24 protein-coding genes are annotated in these 26,924 nt (G+C 58.8%); 17 read left to right on the forward strand and 7 right to left on the reverse strand.

From position 1 onward, the window contains the following. Nucleotides 1-134 precede the first annotated feature (134 nt). A complete protein-coding gene (locus RYB66_RS01675; protein WP_192485608.1) occupies nucleotides 135-1,010 on the forward strand; it encodes an AraC family transcriptional regulator in 876 nt (291 codons plus the stop codon). Here RYB66_RS01675 and RYB66_RS01680 read toward each other — a convergent pair. Genes RYB66_RS01680 through RYB66_RS01690 form a run of 3 tightly spaced genes read right to left on the reverse strand, consistent with a single transcriptional unit; the run spans nucleotide 999 to nucleotide 3,237 of the window. Next, nucleotides 999-1,331, reverse strand: a complete 333-nt coding sequence (locus tag RYB66_RS01680) for a DUF3325 domain-containing protein (RefSeq protein WP_044293504.1) — start codon at nucleotides 1,329-1,331, stop codon at nucleotides 999-1,001. The genes RYB66_RS01675 and RYB66_RS01680 overlap by 12 nt on opposite strands. Continuing rightward, nucleotides 1,331-2,872, reverse strand: coding sequence for a PepSY-associated TM helix domain-containing protein (locus RYB66_RS01685; protein WP_044293502.1), 1,542 nt, complete (start codon nucleotides 2,870-2,872; stop codon nucleotides 1,331-1,333). The genes RYB66_RS01680 and RYB66_RS01685 overlap by 1 nt, the downstream gene beginning before the upstream one ends. A gap of 20 nt (nucleotides 2,873-2,892) precedes the next feature. Continuing rightward, nucleotides 2,893-3,237, reverse strand: a complete 345-nt coding sequence (locus RYB66_RS01690; protein ID WP_044293499.1) for a DUF3649 domain-containing protein — start codon at nucleotides 3,235-3,237, stop codon at nucleotides 2,893-2,895. Between the two features lie 202 nt (nucleotides 3,238-3,439). Here RYB66_RS01690 and RYB66_RS01695 point away from each other — a divergent pair, with 202 nt between their 5' ends. The 6 genes from RYB66_RS01695 to RYB66_RS01720 all read left to right on the forward strand — a co-directional run bounded on the left by RYB66_RS01695 (nucleotide 3,440) and on the right by RYB66_RS01720 (nucleotide 10,508). Beyond that, on the forward strand, nucleotides 3,440-3,943 hold the full coding sequence (locus RYB66_RS01695) for a sigma-70 family RNA polymerase sigma factor (RefSeq protein ID WP_005746036.1): 504 nt from the start codon (nucleotides 3,440-3,442) through the stop codon (nucleotides 3,941-3,943). Next, nucleotides 3,940-4,917 carry a FecR domain-containing protein gene (locus RYB66_RS01700; protein WP_044293494.1) on the forward strand — a complete coding sequence of 326 codons (978 nt, stop codon included), beginning with the start codon at nucleotides 3,940-3,942 and terminating at the stop codon, nucleotides 4,915-4,917. The genes RYB66_RS01695 and RYB66_RS01700 overlap by 4 nt, the downstream gene beginning before the upstream one ends. Nucleotides 4,918-5,526: 609 nt before the next feature. Further along, nucleotides 5,527-7,875 carry a TonB-dependent Fe(3+) dicitrate receptor FecA gene (fecA, locus tag RYB66_RS01705; protein WP_016980423.1) on the forward strand — a complete coding sequence of 783 codons (2,349 nt, stop codon included), beginning with the start codon at nucleotides 5,527-5,529 and terminating at the stop codon, nucleotides 7,873-7,875. 273 nt (nucleotides 7,876-8,148) lie between these two features. Next, nucleotides 8,149-8,577: an HPF/RaiA family ribosome-associated protein gene (locus tag RYB66_RS01710; RefSeq protein ID WP_002552231.1), complete on the forward strand. Its 429-nt coding sequence runs from the start codon at nucleotides 8,149-8,151 to the stop codon at nucleotides 8,575-8,577. 928 nt (nucleotides 8,578-9,505) lie between these two features. Beyond that, nucleotides 9,506-9,838, forward strand: a complete 333-nt coding sequence (locus RYB66_RS01715) for a DUF3509 domain-containing protein (protein ID WP_002552230.1) — start codon at nucleotides 9,506-9,508, stop codon at nucleotides 9,836-9,838. Between the two features lie 337 nt (nucleotides 9,839-10,175). Then, the gene (locus tag RYB66_RS01720; protein WP_002552229.1) at nucleotides 10,176-10,508 is read left to right on the forward strand and encodes a YXWGXW repeat-containing protein; all 333 of its coding nucleotides are present in this window, start codon (nucleotides 10,176-10,178) and stop codon (nucleotides 10,506-10,508) included. 59 nt (nucleotides 10,509-10,567) lie between these two features. On the opposite strand, the gene RYB66_RS01725 is transcribed toward RYB66_RS01720, so the two are convergent. Then, nucleotides 10,568-11,056: a phosphate-starvation-inducible protein PsiE gene (locus RYB66_RS01725; RefSeq protein ID WP_002552228.1), complete on the reverse strand. Its 489-nt coding sequence runs from the start codon at nucleotides 11,054-11,056 to the stop codon at nucleotides 10,568-10,570. 428 nt (nucleotides 11,057-11,484) lie between these two features. On the opposite strand from RYB66_RS01725, the gene RYB66_RS01730 reads away from it, so the two are divergent. The 7 genes from RYB66_RS01730 to RYB66_RS01760 all read left to right on the forward strand — a co-directional run bounded on the left by RYB66_RS01730 (nucleotide 11,485) and on the right by RYB66_RS01760 (nucleotide 21,975). After that, on the forward strand, nucleotides 11,485-11,751 hold the full coding sequence (locus tag RYB66_RS01730) for a YebG family protein (protein WP_316893596.1): 267 nt from the start codon (nucleotides 11,485-11,487) through the stop codon (nucleotides 11,749-11,751). Between the two features lie 698 nt (nucleotides 11,752-12,449). Next, a complete protein-coding gene (gene wecB, locus RYB66_RS01735; RefSeq protein WP_005746045.1) occupies nucleotides 12,450-13,706 on the forward strand; it encodes a non-hydrolyzing UDP-N-acetylglucosamine 2-epimerase in 1,257 nt (418 codons plus the stop codon). Nucleotides 13,707-13,872: 166 nt separating this feature from the next. Beyond that, a complete protein-coding gene (locus RYB66_RS01740; RefSeq protein WP_316893597.1) occupies nucleotides 13,873-16,086 on the forward strand; it encodes a cellulose biosynthesis cyclic di-GMP-binding regulatory protein BcsB in 2,214 nt (737 codons plus the stop codon). 12 nt (nucleotides 16,087-16,098) lie between these two features. Further along, nucleotides 16,099-18,219, forward strand: coding sequence for a glycosyl transferase family protein (locus RYB66_RS01745; protein WP_316893599.1), 2,121 nt, complete (start codon nucleotides 16,099-16,101; stop codon nucleotides 18,217-18,219). Next, the gene (locus RYB66_RS01750; protein ID WP_316893601.1) at nucleotides 18,216-20,186 is read left to right on the forward strand and encodes an NfrA family protein; all 1,971 of its coding nucleotides are present in this window, start codon (nucleotides 18,216-18,218) and stop codon (nucleotides 20,184-20,186) included. Before RYB66_RS01745 ends, RYB66_RS01750 begins: the two co-directional genes overlap by 4 nt. Nucleotides 20,187-20,217: 31 nt before the next feature. Continuing rightward, the gene (locus RYB66_RS01755; protein WP_002552222.1) at nucleotides 20,218-21,090 is read left to right on the forward strand and encodes a hypothetical protein; all 873 of its coding nucleotides are present in this window, start codon (nucleotides 20,218-20,220) and stop codon (nucleotides 21,088-21,090) included. Nucleotides 21,091-21,171: 81 nt separating this feature from the next. Beyond that, on the forward strand, nucleotides 21,172-21,975 hold the full coding sequence (locus RYB66_RS01760) for a SirB1 family protein (RefSeq protein ID WP_316893603.1): 804 nt from the start codon (nucleotides 21,172-21,174) through the stop codon (nucleotides 21,973-21,975). Between the two features lie 212 nt (nucleotides 21,976-22,187). On the opposite strand, the gene RYB66_RS01765 is transcribed toward RYB66_RS01760, so the two are convergent. From RYB66_RS01765 to RYB66_RS01775, 3 genes are all read right to left on the reverse strand, one after another. Next, a complete protein-coding gene (locus RYB66_RS01765; RefSeq protein WP_004658362.1) occupies nucleotides 22,188-22,733 on the reverse strand; it encodes a hypothetical protein in 546 nt (181 codons plus the stop codon). A 224-nt stretch (nucleotides 22,734-22,957) separates the two neighbouring features. After that, a complete protein-coding gene (locus tag RYB66_RS01770; protein WP_316886164.1) occupies nucleotides 22,958-23,869 on the reverse strand; it encodes an SDR family oxidoreductase in 912 nt (303 codons plus the stop codon). A 111-nt stretch (nucleotides 23,870-23,980) separates the two neighbouring features. After that, on the reverse strand, nucleotides 23,981-24,433 hold the full coding sequence (locus RYB66_RS01775; RefSeq protein ID WP_002552219.1) for a flavodoxin: 453 nt from the start codon (nucleotides 24,431-24,433) through the stop codon (nucleotides 23,981-23,983). Between the two features lie 209 nt (nucleotides 24,434-24,642). Between RYB66_RS01775 and RYB66_RS01780 the strand changes: the two genes are divergently transcribed. The 3 genes from RYB66_RS01780 to folM all read left to right on the forward strand — a co-directional run bounded on the left by RYB66_RS01780 (nucleotide 24,643) and on the right by folM (nucleotide 26,910). Beyond that, a complete protein-coding gene (locus RYB66_RS01780) occupies nucleotides 24,643-25,248 on the forward strand; it encodes a hypothetical protein (protein WP_002552218.1) in 606 nt (201 codons plus the stop codon). 151 nt (nucleotides 25,249-25,399) lie between these two features. Continuing rightward, nucleotides 25,400-25,966: an antibiotic biosynthesis monooxygenase gene (locus RYB66_RS01785; RefSeq protein WP_003346204.1), complete on the forward strand. Its 567-nt coding sequence runs from the start codon at nucleotides 25,400-25,402 to the stop codon at nucleotides 25,964-25,966. A 233-nt stretch (nucleotides 25,967-26,199) separates the two neighbouring features. Further along, nucleotides 26,200-26,910 carry a dihydromonapterin reductase gene (gene folM, locus RYB66_RS01790; RefSeq protein ID WP_002552216.1) on the forward strand — a complete coding sequence of 237 codons (711 nt, stop codon included), beginning with the start codon at nucleotides 26,200-26,202 and terminating at the stop codon, nucleotides 26,908-26,910. The last annotated feature ends 14 nt before the right edge of the window (nucleotides 26,911-26,924 follow it).

Here is a 26,924-nt window from a genome sequence, read left to right on the forward strand (position 1 = left end):
TGCAGGCTCCTTGATGAGCCATCAGTCTGCTGCGTGCCGGTCTGCCAGCGCTTGCACAATCTTGCGCATTTGCGTCAGGCGCTACTGGCAGCGGCGTTGCCAGCGAGTAGGATACAAATCCTAGAGGAATCGTCATGCCCGCCATTGAATCCATCCAGGTCTTTCAGGCCCTGAACAGTTCACCCAATGCCAATCTGGAGCAGAGCGCGCCGCTGGGCGACGGGTTGGTGGCAGCGTTGTGGAACAATCGGCATGACTCGCAGGAATATCACGCACCGACCCACCACACGCTGTCGTGCTACATCGAGGACGGTACCGGGACTTTTCGGCGCGGCAGACCCGACCAGAAAGGTGCGCCGGGCAAGCTGTGCATCCTGCCTGCCGGTCATGAGTCCGCCTGGGTGGTGAACGGCGAGATCCGTCTGGCGCATCTGTATTTCAGCCCGGAACAGTTTGCGCTGGGCTGCGTGACACTACTGGATCGCGAGCCGCGCGAGATGCAATTGCGGGAAAACACCTTTCTGGAAGACCCCGCACAAGCCGCACGCTTCCGGCAGTTGATTCGCCTGAACTGGGCAGAACCCGGTGAGCGTTTGTTGACCAGCAGCCTGGCGCACGAGATGGTCAGCCATGCGTTGCTCAGTCAGGCAGGGCTGCGCGAAGGTTTACGTCTGAAAGGCGGCCTGGCACCGCACCTGCGGCGGCATCTGGTGGACTTCATCGAAATGCACCTCGCCGATCCGCTGAGCCTCGGTCAACTGGCTGGCATGTGCGCGCTGTCGGAATACCACTTCGCGCGAATGTTTCGCGAAAGCTTCGGCTTGCCGCCACACCAGTACTTATTGGCGCGACGTATCGAACAGGCTCGCCAGTTGTTGCGCAGCACCGGCAAGCCATTAGGCGAGATAGCGCTGGCCTGCGGCTTTGCCAGCGCCAGCCATTTCAGCAATCGGTTTCGTCAGGCCGTGGGGGCCACGCCGGGCGAATACCGGCTGGCGTTAGGCCAATAATTGACTCACGGCTGCCAACGGGCTGAGCAGCACGCCGCATCCTGCCAGCGCCAGCACCCAACTCGGCCGGAACGGCAGCAACGCAACCAGCAACACCGCACTGCTCATCAATGCGGCGAACCAGTGCACCGTGCCCATCATCCAGCCATCAGCCTGAACCGCCGCCCATGACGACAACAGCAGCGCGCCCCAGCCAACCAGCTTGAGCGCCCGACGCCGCTGTTCGGTAAACGGCCCCTTGAGCAGTTCGCTGTAATGGCGCGCCATGGACAGGCACAGGCAGGTAAACCCTACGTAGCACAGTAAGGCAGCCAACAGCATCAGTGGCTCTCCCGAGGTATGGCTTGCAAGGCGACGCGGGCTGTTTCGGCGGCGGGTAGCGCTTTGAATTTCAGCGCTGCCCAGCCAAGAAACAGCCCGGTGACCAGCGCCGTCAGGTCAAAGGCCGTCATTATCCAGCTTCCCGACATCAGCGAACCCAGCAGATAGCGGCCGCTGGTCAGCAGATCGAGCAGCGGCAGCCCGGCAAACAGCACCGCGCCCAGCCCCAGTTGTTCGCGCCATGCGCTGCGCCCTTTGCGCACCAGGGCGTGCACCACTGACAACGCCCAGCATGTGAAGAACACGCTGACTTCCCAATCGGCACGCCCGATGAAACCCGAAGGCAGCAGACGATTGGCCCAGAAGAAGCTGGCCACGGCAATCATCAACCCGGACATGCTGGCGATGTTCAGCACTTCCACCAGGCGCAACTCCAGTGGCAGCACGCCGTTTTTGGCGTGCTTGAGCTGACGCTTGCCCAGCCACATCACCAGCCCGGTGCCGATCATTGCGGTTCCGGCGACACCGAAAATGAAGTACATCCAGCGCAGCAGCGGCTCGGCAAAATGGCCTACATGCAGACCGTACATCCCACTGGAGATCAGCAGCGCAACGGGGCGCTCGGGTACTTCGTTCAGCAACGCGCCGCTGGCCCCGCTGAACGTCAGCGCGCCGCCCCGATCCGGCACGATGCTGCCCTTGTCATCACGCGTCAGCAGAACCGTGGCGGTGCTGTCGCCCGGATTATTGACGATCACCCGCCCCACCTGACCGCTGTCCCACTTCGCGTTCGCCGCATTGACCAACGGTGCAAGTGCTACCAGCGGCGCAGGTTTGCCTTCTCGCTTGAGCATTTCCGGGGACGGATAGGCTTCGCGGTAGAACGCTTGAACCGTGTCGTACTGGCTGAGGATGCTCGCGGGCATCACCATCGACATGAAGATCACCAGACTGCTGTAAGTGATCATCAGATGGAACGGCAACACCAGCACGCCAAGCGCGTTATGCCCATCCAGCCAGGAACGCTGACCCTTGCGTGGACGAAACGTGAAGAATTCCTTGAAGACTTTTTTGTGAATGATGATGCCGGTGATCAACGCAACGAACATCACCATCGCGGCGCTCGTCGCCAGCCAGCGCCCCCAGGGATAAGGCATCTGCAGTTGATAGTGAAAACGGTAGAAGAAATCACCGCCGCGCGTGTCACGTGCCAGCACCTCGCTGCCGGTCTGCGGATCGAGCAGCTTGCGCACGAAGTTGTTGCGCTGGCCCTGCTTGCCTTCGGGCAGCCAGCCGACCATCAGGCCGGGCGTGCGCTGATCGGGCAGACTGATGAACCAGCGCGTAGCCCCGGCGGCGTGGCTTTGCAGATAATCCTGAGCCCGCTGCACGCTGGCACCGGCATCCAGAGCGCGCACTGGAATTTCCGGCTGCATCCACTGGGTAATTTCATCCTTGAAGTAGGAAAGCGTGCCGGTCAGAAAAATCGCGAACAACAGCCAGCCGAACAGTAAGCCGACCCAGGTGTGCAACCAGGCCATCGACTGACGAAAACCCTCTTTCACAATAGCCACCGACCGCAGGCGCAGGCAGCCGCCAGCAATGCGCACGGCGCCAGCACTCCGACCCAGGCCTGCAACGCCGTGCGACAGGCAAAACACCAGAGCACCGCGGCCAGATAAACCAGAAAGGACAGCATCATGCCTGTCACCACTGCTTCGGCGCGGGAGATGGGCAGCCACTGCGCGACGCAGATGCTGACCACTGACGCGAGCAGATAACCGGCAAACACCGCCGCCAGCGCCCGCGAGGTAACGGCAAGCCGATAAGCAACCGTCAGGCCCTTGCTTCTGGCTTTCGCCATGCGTTTTTCCGGCAGCGAACCGCTTTCGGTGGTGACATCCATCAAAGGGTCTTCATTGATTCATGAAACCTGGGAAGCCGGATCACCAGCCCTCGGGAAGAGGCCGCAATGAGTGCCAGCTGTTTGCGCCATTCGTCCCTGAGCAAGACAAATGAACCGCAATATTAATGATAAATATTCTCATACGCAAAAGAGTCTGCCAGAATCCACGCCATCAACGAGTCCCCGTGGATTGTTCCCTGTGATGCCCATCGCCCACTCCGCTCTCAATCACACTGTCGAAAGCCTGTACAGGGCACACAACACCTGGCTGACGACCTGGTTGCGACGCAGGCTCGGCTGTCCGCACAGCGCAGCGGATCTGGCCCAGGACACCTTCATCAAGGTATTGGGCGCACGCGATACGCCGCAGATCATTGAGCCTCGCGCTTTTCTGACGACGATTGCCAAACGTGTATTGTGCAATCACTACCGGCGTCAGGACCTGGAGCACGCCTACTATCAGGCGCTGGCTGAGCTGCCGGAATGCGTGGCACCTTCGGAAGAAGAGCGGGCGATCATTCTCGAAACCCTGGTGGAACTCGATCAACTGCTGGACGGCCTGCCGGTGCTGGTCAAGCGGGCGTTCCTGATGTCGCAGGTCGACGGGTTGAGCCACGGCCAGATTGCCGCCGAACTGGGCATCTCCATCGCAACGGTCAAACGCCATCTGAACAAGGCCGCACTGCGCTGCTATTTCGCCTTATGAACCCGAGCAACGAGTCCTTGAACAAATCCGACATCTCGCCTGGCGTGGCGCAGCAAGCGGTCGGCTGGCTGCTGGAAATGCAGGAAGGCACGCTGGATGCGCGTCGTCAGCAGGCCTGGCAGCTCTGGCTCAATGGCAACGCTGAACATCAGCGGGCCTGGGCGCATATGCAGCGGGTCAATCAGCGCCTTAGCGGGCTGTCTTCGCCGCTGGCGCATGCGGCACTCAATGCGCCGAAATCCGCCGGCCGTCGGCACGCTCTGAAACTGCTGTTGCTGCTCGGCGCAGGCTCGGCAGCGGGCTGGAGCCTGCGCGAGCAGATCGCCCTGCAACCCTTGCTGGCTGACTACAACAGTGGCGTTGGCGAGCAGCGCAAGGTGGCATTGAGCGATGGCAGTCAGGTGCAGTTGAACACCGCCAGCGCGGTCGATGTGCGTTTCGATGCACAGCAGCGCCTGATCAAGCTATTACAGGGCGAAATCCTTATCAGCGCCTCGGCGGACAGCCGCCCGCTGAGCCTGCTGAGCACCGAAGGCACGGTCAGGGCGTCGACGGGGGCCAGCCGTTTCAACCTGCGCCAGCTGGATGGGCGCACGCAATTGGCGGTGTTTGCCGGAGCCCTTGAAATAGCCCCGCTCGGCAGGAGCGGTCCGGGTTTGATGCTGCGGTCCAGCCAGCAAGTGACTTTCAGCCGTGATGCCTGGGACAGCGTGAAACCGATAGATGCGGGCAGTGGCGCGTGGGCGGACGGGATGCTGGTGGCGTCGCGCATGAAGCTCTCCGACTTCCTTGCCGAGCTGGGTCGCTATCGACGCGGTCGTTTGAACTGCGACGCGAAAGTGGCCAACCTGTTGATCTCCGGCAGCTATCCGCTGGCCGACAGCGAGCGCATCCTCGACATGCTGGAACTCGCCCTCCCTGTGCATGTACAACGCTTCACCCGGTATTGGGTGAACGTACAGGCGCGGGTTTGATCGTGATTACCCGTTTATACGCTCAGCGCTCATGGTGACACAGTCGTCCTGGAGAGCCCGGAAGACGGGACTGAAACTACGCCGATTATCGTTCCCACGCTCCGCGTGGTAATGCAGTTCGTGACGCTCCGCGTCACACAGCGGTTCTTCGACATCAGGTGAGTTGGCGCCCGACTCAGGTCACCTTTTCGCCCCTCGGCGAGTTACTTTGATGGGGCCAAAGTAACCAAAGCCCCTCGCTCCTGTTTCCGGCCCGACTTCGTCGGGTTCCTTCGCCCTGTCACTGATCCGGGGGTCGCCGCAACGGGCCATCCATGGCCCGGTGCGGCTAGCCTGGCGTCCTGCCAGGCTACCCCCGGATCAGCGCCAGGACTCAGCCGTCACCAAGGTCGCAATTTGCGTCGTCTGTGCCATCGAGGTAGACAAGCGCTTTTATGCGCAGTGATCACTGCCGCACGGCGCAGAGCGTCGCCAAACGCATCACCACGCGAGGCGCGGGTACGATAATCAAACCCGGAAAAATAATTTCAAAAACCGTGAGCCGTTTTCTGTTGCTCGCGTGACAGACAGGGAAAGTATCTCTCAACCTTCCGGTCAAAGGACTCCTGCATGTCAGCCCGCCCTACCCAACTTTCACCGCTGGTGCGTACGTTGCGCCATGTCATTTTCGGTGCCAGCCTTTCGGTCGGCAGTCTGTCGATGGCGCAGGCTGCCGAGGTGGCACCCAAGGCGTATCACATTGCGCCAAGCGAGCTTGAAGCTGCGCTGAGCCAGTTCGGTCGAGAGTCCGGCGTGTTGATTTCCTATGGTTCGCAAATCACCAGCGGCCTGAAGAGCCGCGGCCTGGAAGGTCAGTACACGCCCGAGCAGGGCCTCAATGCGTTGCTCGAAGGCACCGGGCTGCAGGCCCTGGCCGACGGCAATAACGGCTTCACCCTGCAACCGGTCAATGCTGCTGGCGCGCCTATCGAGCTGGGTGTGTCCACCGTGGTCGGCGACTGGCTGGGTGCCGCGCAGCAGACCAACGTTTTCGAACACCCCGGCGCACGTGATGTGATCCGTCGTGAAGAATTCGAGCGTGTCGGCGCAACCTCGGCGCGTGAAGTGCTCAATCGCATCCCGGGCGTCAATGCCCCGGACAACAACGGCACCGGCAGCCACGACATGGCGCTTAACTTCGGCATTCGTGGCCTCAACCCGCGTCTGGCGTCACGCTCCACCGTATTGATGGACGGCATCCCGGTGCCGTTCGCACCTTATGGTCAGCCGCAGCTGTCCTTCGCGCCGATCAGCATGGGCAACATGGACGCGGTCGACGTGGTGCGTGGCGGTGGTGCTGTGCGTTACGGCCCGCAGAACGTGGGCGGTATCGTCAACTTCGTGACCCGTGCCATCCCTGACGCACCCACCCTCAAAGGCGGCATACAGACCGAAACCAGCCCGTCGTCCAGCCACGATGGCTTCAAGACCACCGGCAACCTGCTGGCAGGCGGCACGGCGGACAATGGTCTGGGCGGCGCGATTCTGTATTCCGGAGTACGCGGCGGTGACTGGCGCGAGCACAGCGATACCCAGATCGACGACTTGATCCTCAAGGGCAAATACCAGATCGACGAAGCCAACAGCCTCAATGCCATGGCGCAGTATTACGATGGCGAAGCGCAGATGCCCGGCGGCCTGAACGTCAGGGATTACGATGCCGATCCGTACCAGTCGACGCGTCTGAAGGACAAGTTCTGGGGCCGTCGCACCATGTTCAACTTCGGCTACCGCTATGAAGAGGATGCCCGCGTCTTCACCGCCAACACGTTCTTCACCAAAACCCTGCGCAGCGGCTATCTGGATCAGGGCAGCTTCGTTTCCCTGTCGCCCCGCGAATATTGGGTACGCGGTCTGGAAACGCGCTTCTCGCAAGGCTTTGCACTGGGCGAGACCTGGCATGAAGTGGGCGTCGGCTACCGCTACGTCAACGAAGCGGGTCACGAACTGCGCTATCGCGAACCGGTGACCGGTAACCTGCCGACCACCGCCAGCCGCAACGACCGTGACACCCGCGGCGCGACTGAAGCGCATGCGTTCTACATCGATGACCGTATCGACATCGGCAAGTGGACCATCACGCCCGGCGTTCGCTACGAGATGATCGACACCGCGCAGAACAACAATCTGACCAACGCCCGCTATCAAGGCGACTACAGCACCGCACTGCCAGCGCTGAATGTGCTTTACCACCTGACCGACACCTGGAACCTGTACGCCAACACCGAAGGCTCGTTCGGCAGCGTGCAGTACAGCCAGATGCCTAACCGCGTTACCGGCGATGAAGTCAAACCGGAAAAAGCCCGCACCTGGGAGCTCGGCACGCGCTATGACAACGGCAACCTGCGAGCCGAGATCGGTGCATTCCTGATCAACTTCGATAACCAGTACGACAGCAATCAGACCAACGACACCGTAATTGCACGCGGCGAGACGCGTCATCAGGGAATCGAGACCAGCGTCAACTATGCGCTGGAAGGCCTGAGCCCGGTATTGGCCGGTTACGATGTCTACGCGAGCTACGCTTTCGTTGACGCGACAATCCGTGAAGACGGCCCGAACAAAGGCAACCGTGTGCCGTTCTCGTCAAAACACAAAGGAACGATGGGCGTCAGCTACACCGAAGGGCCGTGGAAGCTGAATTTTGACAGTTCTTTCCAGAGCGACCAGTTCGCCGACAACGCCAACACAGCAACCGAAAGCGCCGACGGCAGCACTGGCAAGATCCCTGGGTACATGCTGTTCAGCACCCGCGCCAACTACGATTTCGGCCCGCAATTGTCGGACCTCAACGTGGCGGTCGGGATGAAGAACATCTTCAACCGCCAGTACTACACCCGCTCGTTCGACGACAACAACCGTGGCAAATATGTCGGCGAACCGCGCACGGTGTACGTACAGACGTCAGTCGCATTCTAGTTCCCGGACGCCAGAGCGTGAGAGAAGTGTTCTCCCGGATACTTCTCGTTCCTCACGCTCCGCGTGGGATGCCGTTCTGGACGCTCTGCGTCCGCTCCTGATTCTCAGCCTTGAATCAGGGCGGCCATTTTTTGCTGCGAAATATTTCTTACACATTGGGGTTGAATTGTCAGGCCATTGCCGCCAACACTGTGAATGAGCGCAAACGAAATCGATTCCGCAAGGAATCACGTAGTCCAGCCTCGCACGAGCAAGCCCTAATAAGGATTAACTATGCAAATCCAGGTCAATAGCGATAATCACATCGAAAGCAGTATCCGACTGGAGGAGTGGGTTCGTACCACCGTTGAAAGCACGCTCGAACACTACGATGAAAACCTGACCCGCGTGGAAGTCCACATCCGCGACGAAAACGGCGACAAGCCTGGCCCGCACGACATCAAGTGCCAGATGGAAGCTCGCCCCAAAGGACACCAACCTATTTCTGTTTCCCACAAGGCCGATACGGTAGATCAGGCTGTGGATGGCGCTGCTGTAAAACTCGATCACGCCCTCGAGCATCTGTTTGGCAAGCTGCGCGGCAAACGAGGTGCCGCACCGATTATCGCCGAACAGGATGAAGATCCGGTCAGCCCGGACGCGCTGCTCGAAGAAGAATTTCTGGAAAAAGAGCAGGAGAAAGAAGCCGCTCGTCTGACCTGATGTTCCACTGACACGTTTTGCAAAAAAAGGGCGAACCGACAGCGGTTCGCCCTTTTTGTTTGCCATGCGTTGTTCCCCATGAGCAGGCAAGCGCAGCGCTTCACGCACACCGAAAATTTGTCGGCCAGCGTGCCCGACAGACTGTTGTGCCCCAATCAATGCGCACCACAAACGCTCGCTGCACAGCTTTGGCCACCTCGCACCATCGCTCGCCTCGCAGCCATCTCGATCGCCGGTCGCCGTCCATCGAATTTAACATTCAGCACCGGGCAGCCTGAGCGCTGCATCTGACAGCAATTGGCGAGCAAAAAATCATGCCGCTCGCCTACATGAGCAGTCGGCTCAGCCCTTCATACGACAAGCGTTCAACACTCACCCCGCCGCTCTGCAGCAAGACGGTCAACATCAGGACCTGGACAGCAGGCGAGTACGGTTTCGACCCGTCTTTACGAATCTTTGACGCCAGGATTCGGTTGTCGGAGTGTCAGACAATCACTCAAAAAAGTCGTACGCAAACTGGATTCGCGAAAGGAGCAGGCCATATCCGGGAAGTGTTCTCCTCCCCTTTTCGAGAGCACGTTTGCCGGCCGGATCGACCGGTTCGCATTGCAGCAGAGTAAGCCGTGAAGCAACTGCAATGGGCTCCCGTTCAGCGGCCTCTCGCGCATCACCCCTGCAATATGGCCCGAACCATGCAGTGTCCTGTAGTACGCGCCACGAGGCCGGCCATCAGGACGGCCACCTCCAGGCGCGGACTCACGCCGTGGGTGCGTTAAAGCGTCTTAAACGAAACCTCTCATCAACGCGAAAGACGACAGCAAACCTGTCAGCAGCAAGCGAAGGAGTAACGCAACCGCTGATCAGTCGTCGAGAACCAAAAGGACTATTACCCGGTCAACTTATGCAGACCATTTAGCAGGTGAATGATATGGACAATCCTTTTCAGATGATCACGGATACTTTTCACCCCGACTATCGGGTGAATCTGAGCATTCAAGGGCTGGACGGCAGCATCATGCTGACCCTGTCCAACGAATGCGGAGTCGTTGCCAAGCGTCTGATCAGCGCAGCGCAACGCAATGACCCGCAACGCCTGCGCAAGCTTATAGAAAGCGTGCAATTCGGCATCGCCATCGAGCGTGGCGAAAGCGCGATCAAGATTCTTGCAGCGATGACCGACGGTGCCACGCTGAAAAAGACACCCGGTCCGGCCAATGGTCTGTGGTCGCAGAGTCAGGCCGCGGTGAATGCCGGGGTTTAACGGGGGTCTCTTCTTCCGGTTCAGTGCCTTAGATGGCGCTGAATCGGTATGGAATTTATTGATGCCGTTTTTTATCAGATACATCCACTGAGTATCTTCAGCAGCGTATATCGCGGTCGCCTCGTCGCCAATTTCAAAAAAAATCCCATACTCGACACGCCCCTTGAAGCAGCTTGCAACGCCTGAAAAATCGGGCAATTCGCCATCAATCTCCCTCCCGCCTCTTCAGCAAAAGTACAGATACATTCTGATACAACAACTCTTGCGCAGAAACATTCGAGCGACTGGACACTGCGTTCAGCGCCACTGCACCTGCGGATGATTCCGAGGAGGCAACATGTTCTTGAGGTATGGGGTATTGATCGCATCTCTTGCGATAGCGTCAGGCTGTGTCGAGGAGCGGGTAGTCCATGAGCGACCACACGTACATCATGAATACGTCGAAGAAGTCATCGCCCCGCAACCACCCCCTGAGCGGGTAATCGAAGTAGAACCAGCGCCTCGTCCCGGCTACATCTGGGCGCGCGGTTACTGGCACTGGAACGGGCAGCGTTTCGTGCCGGTTCATGGTCACTGGGAGGCGGAACGACCTGGCTACCACTACGTGCATCCGCACTGGGAAAGCGCCGGAGACGGCTGGCACTGGCATGCCGGTGTGTGGCTTAACTGACAAGCGACTTCCATGCAACACGCTGGCGGCATCGATCACCGATGCCGCCAGTGTCTCGATCATATCTCGCCCTTCTCCTCCGTCACCGCGCCTTTGACCGCGCTGGACGAATCGGGAATCTTCGCCGACGGGTATTTGTAAGACGCGTAGCGCACCACCAGAATTGCAAACGCCAGCAGCAGAATGCCGCCACACAGGTAGATGATGCCGATGTCCGGCGGGTTGTGGTGGGACACGTCGGAAATCAGCAGGCGGGTCAGTGCAGTGATCGCAACGTAGATCAGGAAGCGCACGGGCATGTGGTTGGTCTTGAAATAAATCCCGGTCATCGCCCCCAGCTCCAGATAGATGAACAGCAGCAGGATGTCATCGACCGTGACGTTGCCTTTCTCGACCATACCCAGGAATGCAACCACTGACGCCCAGGCAGTGATCGCGCCAATCGCGAACAGCGCCAGAAAGTGAAAGCTCTCGACGCAGAGATTACCCAGTGACTCGGCCTGGCCGTGCACGCGGTGTCTTATCTTTACTGCCCATTTGTTTCCCATGACGCTCTACCTCTGAACCTTCGTTTATGCCGACCGGATGATGCCGGGTACTCGTGACACCTTTGTGGCCTGCTTTTTAAAGCAGGAACAGGGCCATAGGCTATGGTTGAGAGCGCGACGGGTTGTCGCAAGGCACATTTGCGGCGCAAAAAAGATGCTTAAACGCCACTATTCAGAGAGGGGTTGATTGGTGCAGCCTTTTTACTGTATAAAAACACAGTAATCAAGAAATCACCTTCAACGCCGATGCGTCGGAGAGCGGCCTTCATGCAGACCCTCATTTGGATATGCATGCAGCGCCCCGCTAAACCTGACCGGCATGCTGGTCTTGCAGGATCACTGCTTTTGCATACCCGCTGGTCAGAGCGTGAAGCGCTGAACGTCCGGGTCTAGCCCCTTTCAACACTGGATAACACGACGAGGCCAAAATGGCTGTTGAAACCCTTTACCGCAGCACCCGCGATCTGGAGACTACTTTCGTGGACCGTAAACTCGCCGATGCGCACGATCAAATGCTCGAGCTGGCCGAGCTTCTCACCGACGTCCTGATCAAGAACGTGCCGGGCATCACGGAGAAGCATGCAGAGGATGCGAGTATCTACATGGCGAAAAATCGCGCCGTCTTTGCCGCCGCCTTCAAAAACAACGCGACTGCACTCAGTGAGCTGTCGGAGCCTACCGAGTCAGAAGGCTGATTGCGTTCTGCACTGCGACCCCCTCATTCGGAGGGGTTCGCTAATCATTCTCATTTAATAACTGGGCAACTGCCCGCATTGCTGCTACAACTCAATAGTGCAGCTCACCTAACTTTAGCGGTATGTAAGCTATTCCTTAACATCTCGTTCACCTGCAGCGCCTCAAACTCGATACAAAAGCAAAGTTCCACACTGTCATTATATCAGCGCCATTTTTGTGAACCCCTTCGCTTTTCCTGTCATTAATCAGGCGTCAGTATTCTGCTGTAGTGAAGCACGCCACAGCACGGCTATTTTTGTTGGAACTTTTTGCCATCATGGCGACTTTCAGCACATTAGCGTCCTTTGAAAACAGCCTGACCGACGCTATCATGCGCCCGCAAAACCCCCGTATTCATTGGGCAAAACGGATTTTTCAAAAGTTATAACCCTGAACTGACCATCCTGAAAAACCAAAGTTCCTGAAAACTATTACTTTGAAAAATAGTTAATAAAACATTTTGCTTTATTATTTTGTTCTGCTAATAATCCCGACAATTCCGGGTAACAAGGCACATTGCTACATCACATTGAAGTGAATATCGAGCTATGCACTCCGATCTTCCCCGCCCGAGAAACTCATTAACTCGCCAGCTGGCCACGCTGCTCTCAGCCTGGCTTTGCTATTGCGCGGCGCGCTCAAAGCGCGGGAGGAAATAATGGCTGGTCAGCAACCCAGGATGAAGGTCCTTTCCATATTCGGCACTCGCCCAGAGGCCATCAAGATGGCTCCGTTGGTCAGAGCACTGGCCGCAGAGCCGGGTATCGATTCGAGAATCTGCATCACCGGGCAGCATCAGAGCATGCTGCAACAGGTGCTGGACATGTTTGAGCTCAAAGCCGATTACAGCCTTGATGTGATGCGCCCCGATCAGACGCTGAATTCCCTGACCGCGGCGCTTTACGCGGCTATCGATCCGATTCTGGACGAGATGAAACCGGACAAGGTGCTGGTTCATGGCGACACAACCTCAGCAATGGTGGCGGCCATGTCGGCTTTTCATCGCCGCATCCCCATCGGCCACGTCGAAGCCGGTTTGCGCACCGGTGACATCCGTCAGCCATGGCCTGAAGAGATGAACCGCCGCTGCATCGATCTGATTTCCGATCATCTGTTTGCACCGACGGCCGAGTCGCGCCGCAACGTGCTGGGCGAGCGCCTGCAAGGTATCTCGTTCGTGACCGGTAATACCGTGATCGACGCCCTGCACCTGACCGCTCAGCGGATCGACAGCAACCGCCAGCTGCGCCACGCACTGGATCGCCAGTTTTCCTTCCTGGTGCCTGAACGCAGGGTGTTGGTGGTGACCGGGCATCGGCGCGAGAATTTTGGCGACGGCTTCCTGAACATCTGCAAGGCGCTGGGCGAACTGGCCCGACGCGACGACATACAAATCGTCTACCCGGTGCACTTGAACCCCAACGTACTGGGGCCGGTCACCGAGCATCTGGGCGATTTGCCCAACGTGCACCTGATCAAGCCTCTGGATTACCTGTCGTTCGTGCGCCTGATGCAACGCGCCCACGTCATCCTTACCGACTCCGGCGGCGTGCAGGAAGAAGCGCCGTCGCTGGGCAAGCCGGTGCTGGTCATGCGCGATGTCACCGAGCGTCCCGAGGCAGTCGCCGCGGGTACCGTACGCTTGGTGGGCACCGAGACCGACGCGATCATTCGCGGCGTGAACGCCCTGTTTGATGATGACGCCCTGTGGCAGAGAGCCTCCCATGCCGCCAACCCTTACGGCGACGGCAAGGCCAGTGCGCGCATCGTCGATGCCCTGATGGGTCGTCCGGTGGATGAATTTGTCGCCGAGCTGCCGCGTTATCGCACCGACCCGGTCGATGTGCAGCTCGACACGCTGATCCAGCCTCAACTTCAGCACCAGCATGCCCAGATGCGCTCGATGGCAAGTTAGCGAAAACACGCGCAGGTAGCGCAAACGAATACCAAACATATCCGCAGGAAGCAGTCCGCAAACGATACGGGCACCCGGTTCAGACCGAGTGCCCGAAAAACGTTGTAGCAGACCGGCAGCCTGTATCAAGACCCAATGGCCTTGAGCCTTTACCGAGATCTGCACAATGAAATCTTCCGTTGCCGTAAACATGGGCACGTTGAACGTCCTTGCCTGCGGGATGAGCCTGCTGGCTCTGATGCCAGCGTTTGCCCTGGCTGCCGAAAGCCCGTTGACCCAGGCGATCAACCGAATCACCGCCGACAGTCGTCAGGAGCGAGTGATCGAGCTGAGGGAGCTGGGCATTGATCGCCCGATCATTCTCAATGCCACTGATGCGCGCCGTGAACTTTACCTGCCAGTGCCCGCCAATGTGCCGCTGACGGATGCGACGCTGAATTTTGACGCCAGCTATCTGAATGGCGAAGCAGGCCGCAACACACTGCTACTGTCGCTGGACGGTTATCCAGTGCGCGCGCTGGGCCTCAACGAAGAACAGGGTAATGCCAGCGCCGTACTGGGCGTCGACAAGGCAGCCCGGGAAAGCGGCTCGGTGCGCCTGGGCATTGCCTGGTCCTCTGTGATCTCGAAAGTGCTCTGCGAAGACGAACGCGCCATCGGCAATGTGCTGCGCATCGATCCGCACACGCGCCTGACTTACGGCTATGACGCCAGCCAGTTGCAGGATGTGGGTGCAGCGTGGAACGCGCTGCCCGGCAAACCTGGCCTGTTGGTCGCACCCGGCACCTTGTCGAGTGCAAGCTACGACGCCGCCTGGCGTCTGGGCGTAGCGCTGGAACGCATCGGTAAACAGGCACGCATCCTGCCGTTTCCTGCCGTGCAGGACAGCGTGGACCTGAGCGGCCTGACTATTCCAGCGGAACTCAAGCAGATTCCGGCGTTTGCAGGGCTCGAAGGCAAGGGCCAGTACACCCTGCGCAACCCGGCGGAAATCGGTGCATTGTTGATGCTTGGCCAGACACCTGCGTTGCAGGCCGACCTGGCGATCAGCGATCCACAGCTGCTCAAGGCCATCGACGACGCCCTGAACGCCCTTCAGGCTCAGGTACAAGGACTTGACGCAACGGCCGCCGCCGCACTGGGCCAGTGGCGCGAACGTCATATCAAGCAACCGCTCGCCAACAGCAGCGAAGACGTGAGTCTGGCCCTGCAGGGCAATCGCGCGCTGCTGATGATCAAGCCGGAGTCGGCGAACAAGGCCATCGGCCTGTTCAGTTCAGCGTGGAACAAACTGGCGCGCAATCGCCAGTTGACCATTGGCGAAGAAGCCGCGATGCCGCTCAGCGAAGACGGTCGCGTTGCGCTGACGCGCCTGGGCGGCAAGCCCGGCACGGTGGATGTGCTGGCTAAAACCGACTGGAGCGCCTCGTTCCCGCTGGGCAGCGTGGCCTATGACGGGCGCGTACCGGTAACTGCGATGATTGATGTCGCTGCGGCCCCCGGTGCATCCGGAACGCCACCGGTTGCGACGCTGTTTCTCAATGACTACCTGATTGGTGCGATGCAACTGACTGCCGATGGCAAGAAAGAGCGCATAGAAGCAAGAATTCCGCAATATGCACTGGCAGCGCAGAACACCTTGCGCGTCTCGTTCCAGCGTCAGCCGGTCAGCAACCAGTGCCTGGAAACGCCGCAGGCGTTCCCGATCTCGGTATTGCCGACCAGCCATGTGGTGCTGGACAAGATCACTCCCGACGAAAACTTCTCGGGCATGGCGGCACGCTTCGCTACGGACACCCAGATAATGGTGCCCAAGGCCTATCTCGAGCGCCCGGCCAGCAGCCTGCCGCAAGTGATCCGCGTCGCCAGCGCTTCCGGTGTCTCGCCGTTGCGTGCGCAACTCAGCGTCAGCGATGACGCCAGCGTAGCCGTGACGCCCGCCAAAGCGTTTTTGGCGTTCGAACTGCCAGTCAAGGATGGCGCCGAGTCGGTCAAGGCCAGCAACGACGGGCATCTGCTGATCAATCACAAAGAGCAGACGCTGCTCGACCTCAAATCCCTCAACCACCTGGCCTCGCTGCAAGTGATCGACGCGGGCGGCCAGCACGGTATGGTCTATCGCACGCTTGGTGGTCAGGCCCCGGTTTTCGAGCGCCCGCTGCTGCTGGAGCGCGGCAACGCCACGCTGCTGGCTGACAACGGCCCGATCGCCACCTTTGACGCCAAGGACCCGACCGGCAGCCAGATGATCGAGGACGAGCAAAGCACTGGCCTCGACGCCTGGCGCAAACCATCGCTGCTGTGGCTGATTCCGGCTGGCATCGTACTCTTTCTCATCCTGTTGCTGGCTGGCCGTAGCGCCCGTCGCAATCGCTCGTAACGGGCCGCCGCAATGACGTCGCTCTATTGGCCTTACTGGCTGGCCCATTACTACAGCGTGCTGGAAGTCGCGACGATCGTTGTCGGGCTGATTATCCTGGTATCGAGTATCGATGACCTGTTCATCGATATCTGGTACTGGGCCAGGCGGCTGTACCGCAAGTTCACCGCCGAACGTCGCTACCGGCCACTGACTGCCGAGCAGTTGATTGCCCGCGACGAGCAGCCGCTGGCGATCATGGTCCCGGCCTGGCTGGAATACGACGTCATCGCGCCGATGATCGAAAATATGGTGTCGACGCTCGATTACCAGAACTACGTAGTGTTCGTCGGCACCTACATCAACGACCAGCGCACCATCGATGAAGTGGAGCGCATGCGTCGTCGTTACAAGCAATTGCACCGCGTGGAGGTGCCGCACGCCGGCCCGACCTGCAAGGCCGACTGCCTGAACTGGGTCATACAGGCGATTTTTCTGTATGAGAAAACCCACGCTGTACAGTTTGCCGGGACCATCCTGCACGACAGCGAAGATGTACTGCACCCGCTTGAACTGCGCCTGTTCAATTACCTGCTGCCACGCAAGGACATGATCCAGTTACCGGTCGTGTCGCTGGAACGCAACTGGTACGAATGGGTGGCCGGCACCTACATGGACGAGTTTGCCGAATGGCACGGCAAGGATCTGGTGGTACGCGAAAGCATGACTGACACCGTGCCTTCGGCGGGCGTCGGCACCTGTTTCTCGCGACGTGCACTGATGGTGCTGGCCGATGAAAACCAGAACCAGCCCTTCAATACCGAAAGCCTGACCGAAGACTACGATGTAGGCGCTCGGCTGGCGAAATACGGCATGCAGGCGATCTTTGTGCGCTTCCCTGTGCAATTTCGGGTGTTGCGCAAATCGTGGTTCCGCAAGCCCTATGAGTCGACGCTGGAAATGCCGCTGTGTGTGCGTGAATTTTTCCCGGACACCTTCCGTACCGCCTTTCGCCAGAAAGCACGCTGGACTCTGGGCATCGGCCTGCAGGGCTGGGAGCAAATGGGCTGGACCGGGTCGCTGGCCAACCGTTACCTGCTGTTTCGGGACCGCAAGGGCGTAGTGACTTCGTTCGTCAGTATCCTGGCTTATGCGATTCTGATTCAGTTGCTGGCGTTGATAGTTCTGCGCTCCAGCGGCCTGTGGAACACCAGTTTTCCGACACCGTTTGAAACCAGTGGCCTCATTCAGTACCTGCTGGTGGCCAACGGCATCGCGTTGCTGTGGCGGATCCTGCACCGCTGCTACTTCACCACCGTGCTTTACGGCTGGCAGCACGGCTTGCTGTCCATACCACGCATGGTGGTGGGCAACTTCGTCAACTTCATGGCTGCAGCGCGCGCCTGGCGCATGTTTCTGGTAGGCAAGGTGCTCAACCGCAAGCTGGTCTGGGACAAGACCATGCATGACTTTCCGTCTTCCGACCTGATTGCCGTAGCGCCCCGCCGCCTGGGTAGCGTGCTGCTGTCCTGGCAAGCCATCAACGATGAAAAACTGCAGACCGCACTGGCTGAACAACAGACCCGTCAGCTGCCGCTGGGCAGGATTTTGCTTAGCCACGGCTGGCTCGACGATGAAACCCTGGCTGAGGCCATCGCTTTTCAGAACGACCTGCCACGGGTATTCGACATTGCCGGCAAACGTGCGACAAACGATGTGCTGGCCGATGAGTTCTGCCTGCGCTGGCGTGTCGTGCCGTTGCAAATGAATGCGCTGGGTCGCCAGGAAATTGCCGTGGCCAGCCCGCTGCCGCCTGACGGTCTGCAACAGATTACCGAGCAACTGGGTGCCGAGCCGGTGCAGTTGATTGCCCGTGAAAGCGACATCGTCGCGCAGTTGCGTCAGCTTCAGGTGGTCGAGGGTCAGCCGCTTCCAGCCAAAGCGCCACTGCTCGGCGATCTGCTGATCGAGCAAGGCCTGCTGGACCGCGAAGTGTTTCAGAAAGCCATGCTCGGCTACCGCCCGCATGTGCATGGCCGGATCGGCGATTACCTGGTCGACATCGGCGTGCTGTCCAGAGAAACCATCGAACAGGCTGTGGCACGTCAGCACAACCATTACCGATCTGACGATCAAACGGAGCAGCCACTATGAAGCGCCCCTTCATCCTGTCGCTGCTAGTGAGCGGCCTGGGTCTTGTTGCACCGCTCAGCCAGGCGGAAACACTGCCCCTGCCGTTGACCGGACCCGCCTACGCCATCGCCAACGAAGCCTACATGGCCTACAACCGCAAGGACTACGACCTGGCCATCGCCAAGGCGCGCGAAGCGTTGCGTCAGCGTGCGGATGCCGATCAGTTGCGCGATCTGATTGCTCTGGCCGAACGCGACAAATACCGACGAGATCACCCTCAGCGCTTCCCCAAGGCTCGCCCAAAACCGGGCTATCTGGAGGGCAATCAGGCGCTACGCGCGTATGCCAATCGCGACTACGACGGCTCGGCAAACCATGCGCGCAAGGCCATCGCACAGGCACCGAAAAATCTTGATTACCGCATGATGCTGATCGAGGCGCTGCAACGTCAGCAGCGTCTCGACGAAGCACAGCTGGCCATCAACGATGCAGAGCAGGCAGTCGGTCCACAGCCGGTTTTGACTCGTCGTCGGCAAGCTATTCAGGAACAGGCAGCAGTCGATAAGGCAGCCTCGGGTTATAAGGCACTGGCACGCGGAGATAACGACACCGCTGTCAGCGAGGCGCGGGAGGCTGTGCGCAGTTTTCCCAAACAGATGGCCTACCGCAAGCTGCTGGTCAGCGCATTGATCGCTCAAGGGCAGTATGCCGAAGCGCGCTCTGCGGCTACCGAAGCATTGGCGCTCAATGGCAACGACGCCACCCTGCTCGTCCAGCGCGGACAAATGCGTCAACGCCTGGGCGATCAGGACGGTGCGCGTCAGGACTTCGCTCAGGCACTCGCCGTGGGTAATCTGCCCCTGCGCGAGCAAGCTTCCTTGTACGCAGCGATGGGCCAGCCGAGCGAGGCGCTGCAACGTCTGCAGAAAGCTCGCGATGCGGGCGAACTGCAACCCGGCGATGAAGTGCAGATTGCCTATTTCCTCAGCCAGGCGGGCGACGATCGTGGCGCGCTTGACGAGTTCAAACGGGTCGACCGCAGCTCCGGCCTCAAGCCGCGTGAAGTTCAGGACGCAGCCTACAGCGCCATGCGTACACCAGACGATGCACAGGCCATCGCCTACTTCAAGCGCGTGCTCGATTATCAAAAGGCCGGTGATTTGCAGATGCCCGCGCAACAGGTGTTCGACACCCGACGCGCCGTCTCCGACCTGTCCCGTGAATGGGGTTTGACCAACACCACGACGTATCGCGGTGCCAGCACCAGCAGCGGCAGCGGCCTGAACAGCGCACCGAGCAGCAACACTGACAGTGTGCAGAACAGCACCGAAGTGTTCTGGCGCCCATTGGGCTACCGCAATGCACGCTTCGTCGAGCTTTACGGGCGCGTGACCGACACGTTGTGGAGCAAGGAAGGCGACTCCGACACCGGCGCGGATGCATTGCAGGGAGCGCTGGGGATCAGGGTCAAGCCGTTCAGCTCAGTCAACGTCATCGGTGCCTTTGAGCGTACCTTTCCGTTGGGCAATTCCAACGCCGATGGCGACTGGCTGGTACGTCTGGGCTACGGCTCCAGCATCGGTACTGACTTGCGTGTCGACGTGCCCAGTTGGTGGACCTCGCAGCTGTATGCTGAAGGTGGGCGTTATTTGCAGGACAAGCGCAACTATTTCAACAGTGAATGGCAGGTCGGACGCAGCTTTCGTCTGGACAGCATCAGCCCCAGGCTGGTGGTGTTTCCACATGTGGTCGCCGCAGTGGACTACGATTCAAAGATGCGTAGCGAAGTCGACAGCCTGGGCCGCAGCAGTACGTCATCCGGTAACGCTGGCGGGCTGGGTGTTGGTACCGGCGTACGCTACTGGTTTCGCGAGGACACGTACAAGGCGCCACAGTCGTATGTCGACTTCTCGGTGCAATACCGCGAGAAAGTCTTTGGCGACGACCGCGCAGAAGGTGTGTTCGCACGTATGACATTCTCGTGGTGACAATCACGAGTCATCCATCAGGGAGTAATGTTTGAAGGCTTTGGCCGCACTGCTACGACAGACAATATTGATCAAGACCTCGCTGGCAGCCGCCCTGGTAGGTGCGCTGACCCTCGCCTCCAGCGAGCTGTATCAACTGATACAGCCCAGCGGGCCGGGAATTGTAGGCATCGTCTGGCAACCGGATAACGCAACGGTGGGCATAAGCGGCAATTGGGACAAACTCGGCGCACGGCAATTGCTCGTGCAGTGGACGGCGGTCGATGACCAGTCGTTCATACCAGGTACTCAGATGACCAACGTGCCGGTGCTGCCGGACTGGGCGCGGATCGCCAAGGAGCCTTGGGCGCAGGAGGTGATTCTCGGGCTGGCGGGGTACTTCAGCGAAAACCGCTCACGGGACAATATCGAACAGTTGGCGGTGCTTTCGGCACAGCTGGCCAAAGTGAAAACGCCGCTCAATGTCACCGGCTGGTACTTCCCGGCCGAGGTCGACCCCAGCTGGAGTCGTGCCAAGGAATTACCCGCGCTGCTGGCGAAGCTGCCCAGGCCGTTATGGATCAGCGTCTACGATGGTGCCAACATCGGCCCCGCCGCCACTGCGGACTGGCTGAAAACCTGGCTGCCGGACGATATCGGCGTGTTCTTTCAGGACGGTGTGGGTGTCTATGCGCGCACCGCTCCGGTTGCCCGAACCTACGCAGACGCGTTACGTAAACGGCTGGGCAAAAATCGCGTCAGAATCATCGTCGAAGCGTTTCGCCCGCAAGTGGGTGGAGGTTTCCGACCGGCGACGGCTGCCGAACTGAAACCGCAAATAGCGGCTTTCGATGGCTATCCGCTGTACCTGTTCGACGGTCCGCACTATGTGACGCCCGACTTGATAAAAGCCCTGAACAAGTAGAAACAACTGGCGCTGGACGAAATTCCCGCGCGGGGCTACAAAGAGTCTTCCTACTGGATTTTCAGTTGCACGGAGCGGTCGATGACTCCACGTCAGCATTGCCTGGCCTGTCTGCAACAGACACCGCCCTCGGTGTTTGAAGCAGCGCTATGGGTGTCGAGCGAGCATGACGCACACTTTGCCCGGCATGCGGTGATCAGTGACATGGACCTGTTACAGCGCCAGATCGACGCTGCGCTGCCGGTCCTGCCTGCCCCCGAACTCGCGCAACCGCTTTTGCGACAACTCAATGCACTGGGTTTTCAGCAAGATGACTGGAACCCGCCCAAACCCGACTCGGCGCTGCTGCACAAGGTCGTGCAGCAGCGTCGCGGTCAGCCATTGGGTCTGGCACTGATCGCGCTGGAGATAGCACGGCGGCTGGAGATTGCGCTAGAGGGCGTGAACTTTCCAGGCCACTTTCTGCTGCGCGTGCCGGGCGCCGATCATTTGCTCGACCCCTGCAGCGGGCGCAGGCTTTACCCCAGAGACTGCCGTGAGCTGTTGATCCGGCAATTCGGCCCGACCATGCAATTGCGCGCCGAACACATGACACGCGCCACACCCACCAGCATGCTGCAGCGATTGTCGCGTAACCTGCGGCATCTGCATCAGATCAACGATGATTTTCTCGCTGCGCTCAAAGACGCCGACCGCATCGTCGAACTGGGCCAGGCAACCAGCGGAGATCACCTGGCCCGTGCCAGCCTGTATCAACTCCTTGAATGCCCGCAGGCCGAACGTTTCGACCTGGAACGCGCGCTGTTGCTCAGCGAAGACCCACTGCAACGAATCGAGCTTGCCGAGCGCCTGAGTCGGTTGCCAGCGAACCACAGCGTTCATTGAGCCACTGGCACACTCCCCGCGAATTGTTACCTGTCGGGTAATGCTGCATATCCTGTACGGGGATTTTTCAGAACAGGGATGGAGGGTAACCTGCGCCCGTTAAATCGACGTGGATTTGCAAGCTCCCTTGATCCTGCGTTTTGTTTGGCCGCTGCGTGGCTATCCATGCAGCGGCCTTTTTTATTGCCAGACGTTTTAGTATCAAGACACCCTCACGCTTTGGCGTTTGGTGTTTTTTTGACCAGCCCCTTGTTTTCCATATCCTTGATCTTGCGCATCTCGTAACTGTCGCCAGACTCGGCAAACGTTTGAAGATTCTGCATGATATGAATCGTGCGAATGTAATCAGGCAATAACACTTTGGCGTACGGGTCTCCGCTCATTGCCTTTTCTTTCATTTCAATGATCCGATTGGCAAAGAACTCCAGCGCATTGATTTCCTTGCTCGGGTCGACCAGCTTGCCTTTCTTGTCGAACTCATCGCCCGCTCGACTCATGAGTTCGGCCGTATGATTGTCGATCATCCCGAACTTGTACAAGATCATTCCTGCCCTGTTGAGATCCTTGGGCGTAATCTGTTCGGGGTTGAAACCCTTGAACAGTGGCTTCATCCTGCGTTTTTCCATCGCCAGCGAGTTGAGCGCAACGGCGTTCTCACCGACCTCCTGCAACACCTGACTGACCTGCGCTGCGGCCTTCTTGAGCTTGAGTCTTTCAGGCGGCGCAGCAACAGTGACCGGTGGCAGGTCACCCCACATTGTTCTTCCCACGTGATACTCCCTATATGAATGTGTTCAAACTTCATATCGGAGTAAAAGCTGCTTAATGAATAGTTGTACAGAAATCCATACCAAACCTACAAAGCCAAAAGACAGTTCTTACAGAACACGGTAAAAATTCCGATAAATAATTAACCAGTTATAAAGTCGTGCACCAAACAGAGACTTTTTTTTCCAAAGCCGCCGCATATCTCAGAACCTGCTTAATTAGCGTATTTTTGCAGATTGGCCATCATTTCTTTCAACGCCTCGATATTGTCGGCGGGGTGCGCGGCTTGATCGAAATCACCAATCGTCTGCCATTGTGCAGCAACCTCCTCCGGGCTGAAGCCCGCCTGTGGGTCGAAGCATGCTCCCTGACTGCGCTCCCAACGGACCTTGCCGATCCAGCCGCCGCCCACTTCAAACAGATCGCCACTGTCCTGACACTGTTCGCTGCCCAGATACACCACCAACGGGCTGATCAGTTCAGGTTTGAGCAGCTCGAATACGTTGGCAGGAATAAGCCCCTCGGTCATGCGCGTGCCCCCGGTCGGGGCTATGGCGTTGACGAAAATCCGGTGCTTGCGGCCTTCCAGCGCGAGGGTGCGAGTCAGTCCGTAAAGCCCGAGCTTGGCGGTTGCGTAATTGGATTGGCCGAAATTGCCATAGATGCCGGATGTCGATGAAGTGAAAATCACCCGCCCGTAGTTCTGCTCACGCAGGTATGGCCAGGCGGCATGTGTGACCTTATAGGCGCCCTCGACATGGACGCGGTAAACCAGGTCCCAGTCGGCGTCCTCCATTTTGGCGAAGGTCTTGTCGCGCAGGATGCCAGCGTTGTTGACCAGCACATCTATGCGACCGAAGGCATCGAGCGCGTGTTGCACTATGCGCCCGCCGTCGGTCACCGAGTCATGGTTGGCCACAGCGGTGCCACCGGCTTCACGAATCTCGGCTACAACGCGATCAGCAGCAGAAGCACTGGCCCCTTCGCCATGGGCAGAGCCACCCAGGTCGTTGACCACCACCCGCGCGCCGTGCTTTGCAAACAGCAGCGCATGAGCCCTTCCCAGCCCGCCTCCTGCGCCAGTCACAATGACGACTTTATCTTCAAAACGCACCGACTCACTCATCGCAGGCTCCAGGATCAAAAGAAACGTTGCGATGAGTGTCGTCCAGGCACCTGCCAGTCACAATCAACACGCGCAGTGCTGAATCATGCTCAATAAAGCAGCGGGATGATTTCAGCCCAAGTGCTTGATGAACGCTGCCAGCCAAGGCTCGGCGTCGGTTTCCGGGGTCACGCTTTCACTTCCGTCCAGACGCAGCATGTCCTGCACTTCATTCACACCCAGTTCAGCGAACAATTCACGCATCTGCTCGCCGCCTGCACAGAAGGTGTCGCCGTAGCTGGCATCACCCAATGCGATCACACCACCCGGCAAGCCACGCAGTTGGCCAGGCAAAAGATCACGAAGCTCTGAATAGAGAGGCATGAGGTTGTCGGGCAGCTCCCCCATCCCGGTGGTCGACGTCACCGCAAGGATGGCCTGAGGCTCGAAAGCCAACACATCAGGCAACGCGAGCCTAGGGTTGACGAGTGTTTCGTGACCAGCGGCACGCAACAGTGCAGAGGCGTGTCTGGCAACTTCTTCGGCCGATCCGTAAACCGTTCCACACACGATGGCAACTTTCATGGCTATTCCTGCAGCAGCTGAAAAAAAGTGAAACATTATGCCCTAGAATGCCATCTGAATTTTCTACGGACCCTTTTGCCTTTGGCCGGCACGGAAAAAGCACAGCCAAGTTGAAACATTAAAATGGAAAAATATGATGAGCGGTCCGAACAACTTGCGGAATCAATGGTCTTTGTTCTCAATAACCGGTCAGACCGAGCTCTCCGCCAATGCAACCTGATTCTCTCCTCACACAGGCTGAACTGGATTTTATCCAGAGCATGCAGCGCAATCCGAAGCTGAATGTGCGCGACAGCACGCGTAGCCTTCTGGTCAATGGCGGGGTTCAGATTCAGGATCTGCTGACACGTCTGGCTGCTCACGAGCAGGTCACGATCCATGCGCAGTTCGAAAACCAGCAGATGAATTTCCCTCTGCATCTGGTCGAGGACGAATTCCATGCGCTGCATCTGGAACTGGGCGCACCGAGTATTTTCGAGGAAGGCCCGAAGATTCGCCCCTGGCGGCTCGTGCTTGAAGAGCCAATCCCGCTTGAGACCGAAAAGGGTGCATTGACGGCGCTCTGGGTTCACGAGCTGTCGTTCAAGGGGGTGCTGCTTGAGTACCGCAAGGAAGGCAAGCTGCCGAGAAACTTTTCCGCCTGGTTCAACCCGCCAGGTCAGGCCCCTATTCCAATGCGCGGCAAGCTGGAGCGAATGACCGAACACAGTTTCGGTGCCTATCACTTCAGCAAGCATGGCAAGGACGACGCCGAGCGCTTGCGTCAGTACATCCTCCAAGAGCATCGCCGCAAGCACCCTTCCCTGCACAAGTAATCAGCCAACACCGCAAAGCTCTACCGGTCCGTCAGCGTTTCAGGAATAATCCTTGCTTGCTTTTCAAGTGAAGCTGTCGCGACCCACCACCCCGGATCGCGGCATGTGACCTCCCTACCCGGGAATCTCACGCCTCTACCGGAGATACACAATGTCTACCTCACCCGTCACCTTGATGGTCGCCCGCCGCGTGGCACAGGGTCGTTACCATGAAATGATGGCCTGGCTGCACGAAGGCGAACAGTTGGCCACGGATTTCCCGGGGTATCTGGGTTCCGGCGTGCTGGCGCCTCCGCCTGGCGATGATGAATTTCAGATCATTTTCCGCTTTACCGATGAGCACACCATGCACGCTTGGGAGCATTCCGCCTCTCGACGCTCCTGGCTGGTGCGCGGCAGCGGTCTTTTCGCGCAGCCCTCGGAACATCGCGTCAGTGGTATTGATGGCTGGTTCGGCGCAATCGATCAGCGCCCGCCACGCTGGAAACAGGCCGTTGCCATCTGGCTGGCGTTTTTTCCCGTGTCACTGATCTTCAATTTCCTGCTTGGCCCGCTGCTCAATCATCTGGACCTGTTGCCGCGCATCATGATCAGTACAGCGGTGCTTACCCCGCTGATGGTCTACCTGTTCATTCCCCTGTCCACGCGCCTGCTTGCCCCTTGGCTGCAAAGCACGCCTGCACCGGCACGCCCGACACAATCACCTTCCCCTCGCTAGACTCATAAAGACCTGTACACCTTTACACCTCGGTACAGGTCTTGGTCGCGTCCCAGCCCCGCTCGTTCCCTCAGCCTCCACGTGCTCAGCGCCTTCGAGCACTGCCTCGGCGAGTTTCATGATGTCCAGGGTTGTACAAAAAAATTCTCTGGTATAACTTTGCCTGTAAACCGGAAGGAGCAATCGACCGTACAATCCCCGTCCACTGTGGATAACCGATACGTGAGCTGTCGATGACATTATCTTCTGCACCGATTCTGATCACCGGAGCCAGCCAGCGCGTAGGCCTGCATTGCGCCTTGCGACTGCTTGAGCATGGGCATCGGGTTATCATCAGTTATCGCACTGAACACGCAAGCGTGACGGAACTGCGCCAGGCCGGAGCGGTGGCCCTCTACGGCGATTTTTCGTGCGAAACCGGGATCATGGCGTTCATTGATCTACTGAAAACCCAGACTTCAAGCCTGCGTGCCGTTGTACACAATGCATCCGAGTGGCTGGCAGAAACCCCGGGCGAGGAAGCGGATAACTTCACGCGTATGTTCAGCGTACATATGCTGGCACCCTACCTGATCAATCTGCACTGTGAGCCGTTGCTGACCGCCAGTGAAGTCGCTGACATCGTGCATATCAGCGATGACGTGACCCGCAAGGGCAGCAGCAAGCACATCGCCTACTGCGCAACCAAGGCCGGCCTGGAAAGCCTGACGCTGTCCTTCGCTGCCCGGTTCGCCCCTCTTGTCAAAGTCAACGGCATAGCACCGGCGCTGTTGATGTTTCAACCCAAGGACGATGCGGCCTACCGCGCCAACGCCCTGGCCAAATCGGCTTTGGGCATAGAGCCTGGTGCAGAAGTGATCTACCAGAGCCTGCGTTACCTTCTGGACAGCACCTATGTCACCGGCACAACACTGACCGTAAACGGCGGACGGCACGTCAAGTAAGCCGCCCCGAGGAA

Origin of the sequence: Pseudomonas syringae group sp. 243L2 (assembly GCF_032587875.1) — a bacterium.
Taxonomy (GTDB): domain Bacteria; phylum Pseudomonadota; class Gammaproteobacteria; order Pseudomonadales; family Pseudomonadaceae; genus Aquipseudomonas; species Aquipseudomonas amygdali.

Coding starts and splice junctions, on each gene's coding strand:
- RYB66_RS01695 (WP_005746036.1), top strand. CDS start 3,440: ATGCCCATCGCCCACTCCGCTCTCAATCACACTGTCGAAAGCCTGTAC.
- RYB66_RS01745 (WP_316893599.1), top strand. CDS start 16,099: ATGACGTCGCTCTATTGGCCTTACTGGCTGGCCCATTACTACAGCGTG.
- RYB66_RS01760 (WP_316893603.1), top strand. CDS start 21,172: ATGACTCCACGTCAGCATTGCCTGGCCTGTCTGCAACAGACACCGCCC.
- RYB66_RS01710 (WP_002552231.1), top strand. CDS start 8,149: ATGCAAATCCAGGTCAATAGCGATAATCACATCGAAAGCAGTATCCGA.
- RYB66_RS01725 (WP_002552228.1), bottom strand. CDS start 11,056: ATGGGAAACAAATGGGCAGTAAAGATAAGACACCGCGTGCACGGCCAG.
- RYB66_RS01720 (WP_002552229.1), top strand. CDS start 10,176: ATGTTCTTGAGGTATGGGGTATTGATCGCATCTCTTGCGATAGCGTCA.
- RYB66_RS01765 (WP_004658362.1), bottom strand. CDS start 22,733: ATGTGGGGTGACCTGCCACCGGTCACTGTTGCTGCGCCGCCTGAAAGA.
- folM (WP_002552216.1), top strand. CDS start 26,200: ATGACATTATCTTCTGCACCGATTCTGATCACCGGAGCCAGCCAGCGC.
- RYB66_RS01690 (WP_044293499.1), bottom strand. CDS start 3,237: ATGGATGTCACCACCGAAAGCGGTTCGCTGCCGGAAAAACGCATGGCG.
- RYB66_RS01675 (WP_192485608.1), top strand. CDS start 135: ATGCCCGCCATTGAATCCATCCAGGTCTTTCAGGCCCTGAACAGTTCA.
- RYB66_RS01775 (WP_002552219.1), bottom strand. CDS start 24,433: ATGAAAGTTGCCATCGTGTGTGGAACGGTTTACGGATCGGCCGAAGAA.
- RYB66_RS01770 (WP_316886164.1), bottom strand. CDS start 23,869: ATGAGTGAGTCGGTGCGTTTTGAAGATAAAGTCGTCATTGTGACTGGC.
- RYB66_RS01750 (WP_316893601.1), top strand. CDS start 18,216: ATGAAGCGCCCCTTCATCCTGTCGCTGCTAGTGAGCGGCCTGGGTCTT.
- RYB66_RS01685 (WP_044293502.1), bottom strand. CDS start 2,872: ATGGCCTGGTTGCACACCTGGGTCGGCTTACTGTTCGGCTGGCTGTTG.
- RYB66_RS01730 (WP_316893596.1), top strand. CDS start 11,485: ATGGCTGTTGAAACCCTTTACCGCAGCACCCGCGATCTGGAGACTACT.
- wecB (WP_005746045.1), top strand. CDS start 12,450: ATGGCTGGTCAGCAACCCAGGATGAAGGTCCTTTCCATATTCGGCACT.
- fecA (WP_016980423.1), top strand. CDS start 5,527: ATGTCAGCCCGCCCTACCCAACTTTCACCGCTGGTGCGTACGTTGCGC.
- RYB66_RS01700 (WP_044293494.1), top strand. CDS start 3,940: ATGAACCCGAGCAACGAGTCCTTGAACAAATCCGACATCTCGCCTGGC.
- RYB66_RS01680 (WP_044293504.1), bottom strand. CDS start 1,331: ATGCTGTTGGCTGCCTTACTGTGCTACGTAGGGTTTACCTGCCTGTGC.
- RYB66_RS01785 (WP_003346204.1), top strand. CDS start 25,400: ATGTCTACCTCACCCGTCACCTTGATGGTCGCCCGCCGCGTGGCACAG.
- RYB66_RS01715 (WP_002552230.1), top strand. CDS start 9,506: ATGGACAATCCTTTTCAGATGATCACGGATACTTTTCACCCCGACTAT.
- RYB66_RS01780 (WP_002552218.1), top strand. CDS start 24,643: ATGCAACCTGATTCTCTCCTCACACAGGCTGAACTGGATTTTATCCAG.
- RYB66_RS01740 (WP_316893597.1), top strand. CDS start 13,873: ATGAAATCTTCCGTTGCCGTAAACATGGGCACGTTGAACGTCCTTGCC.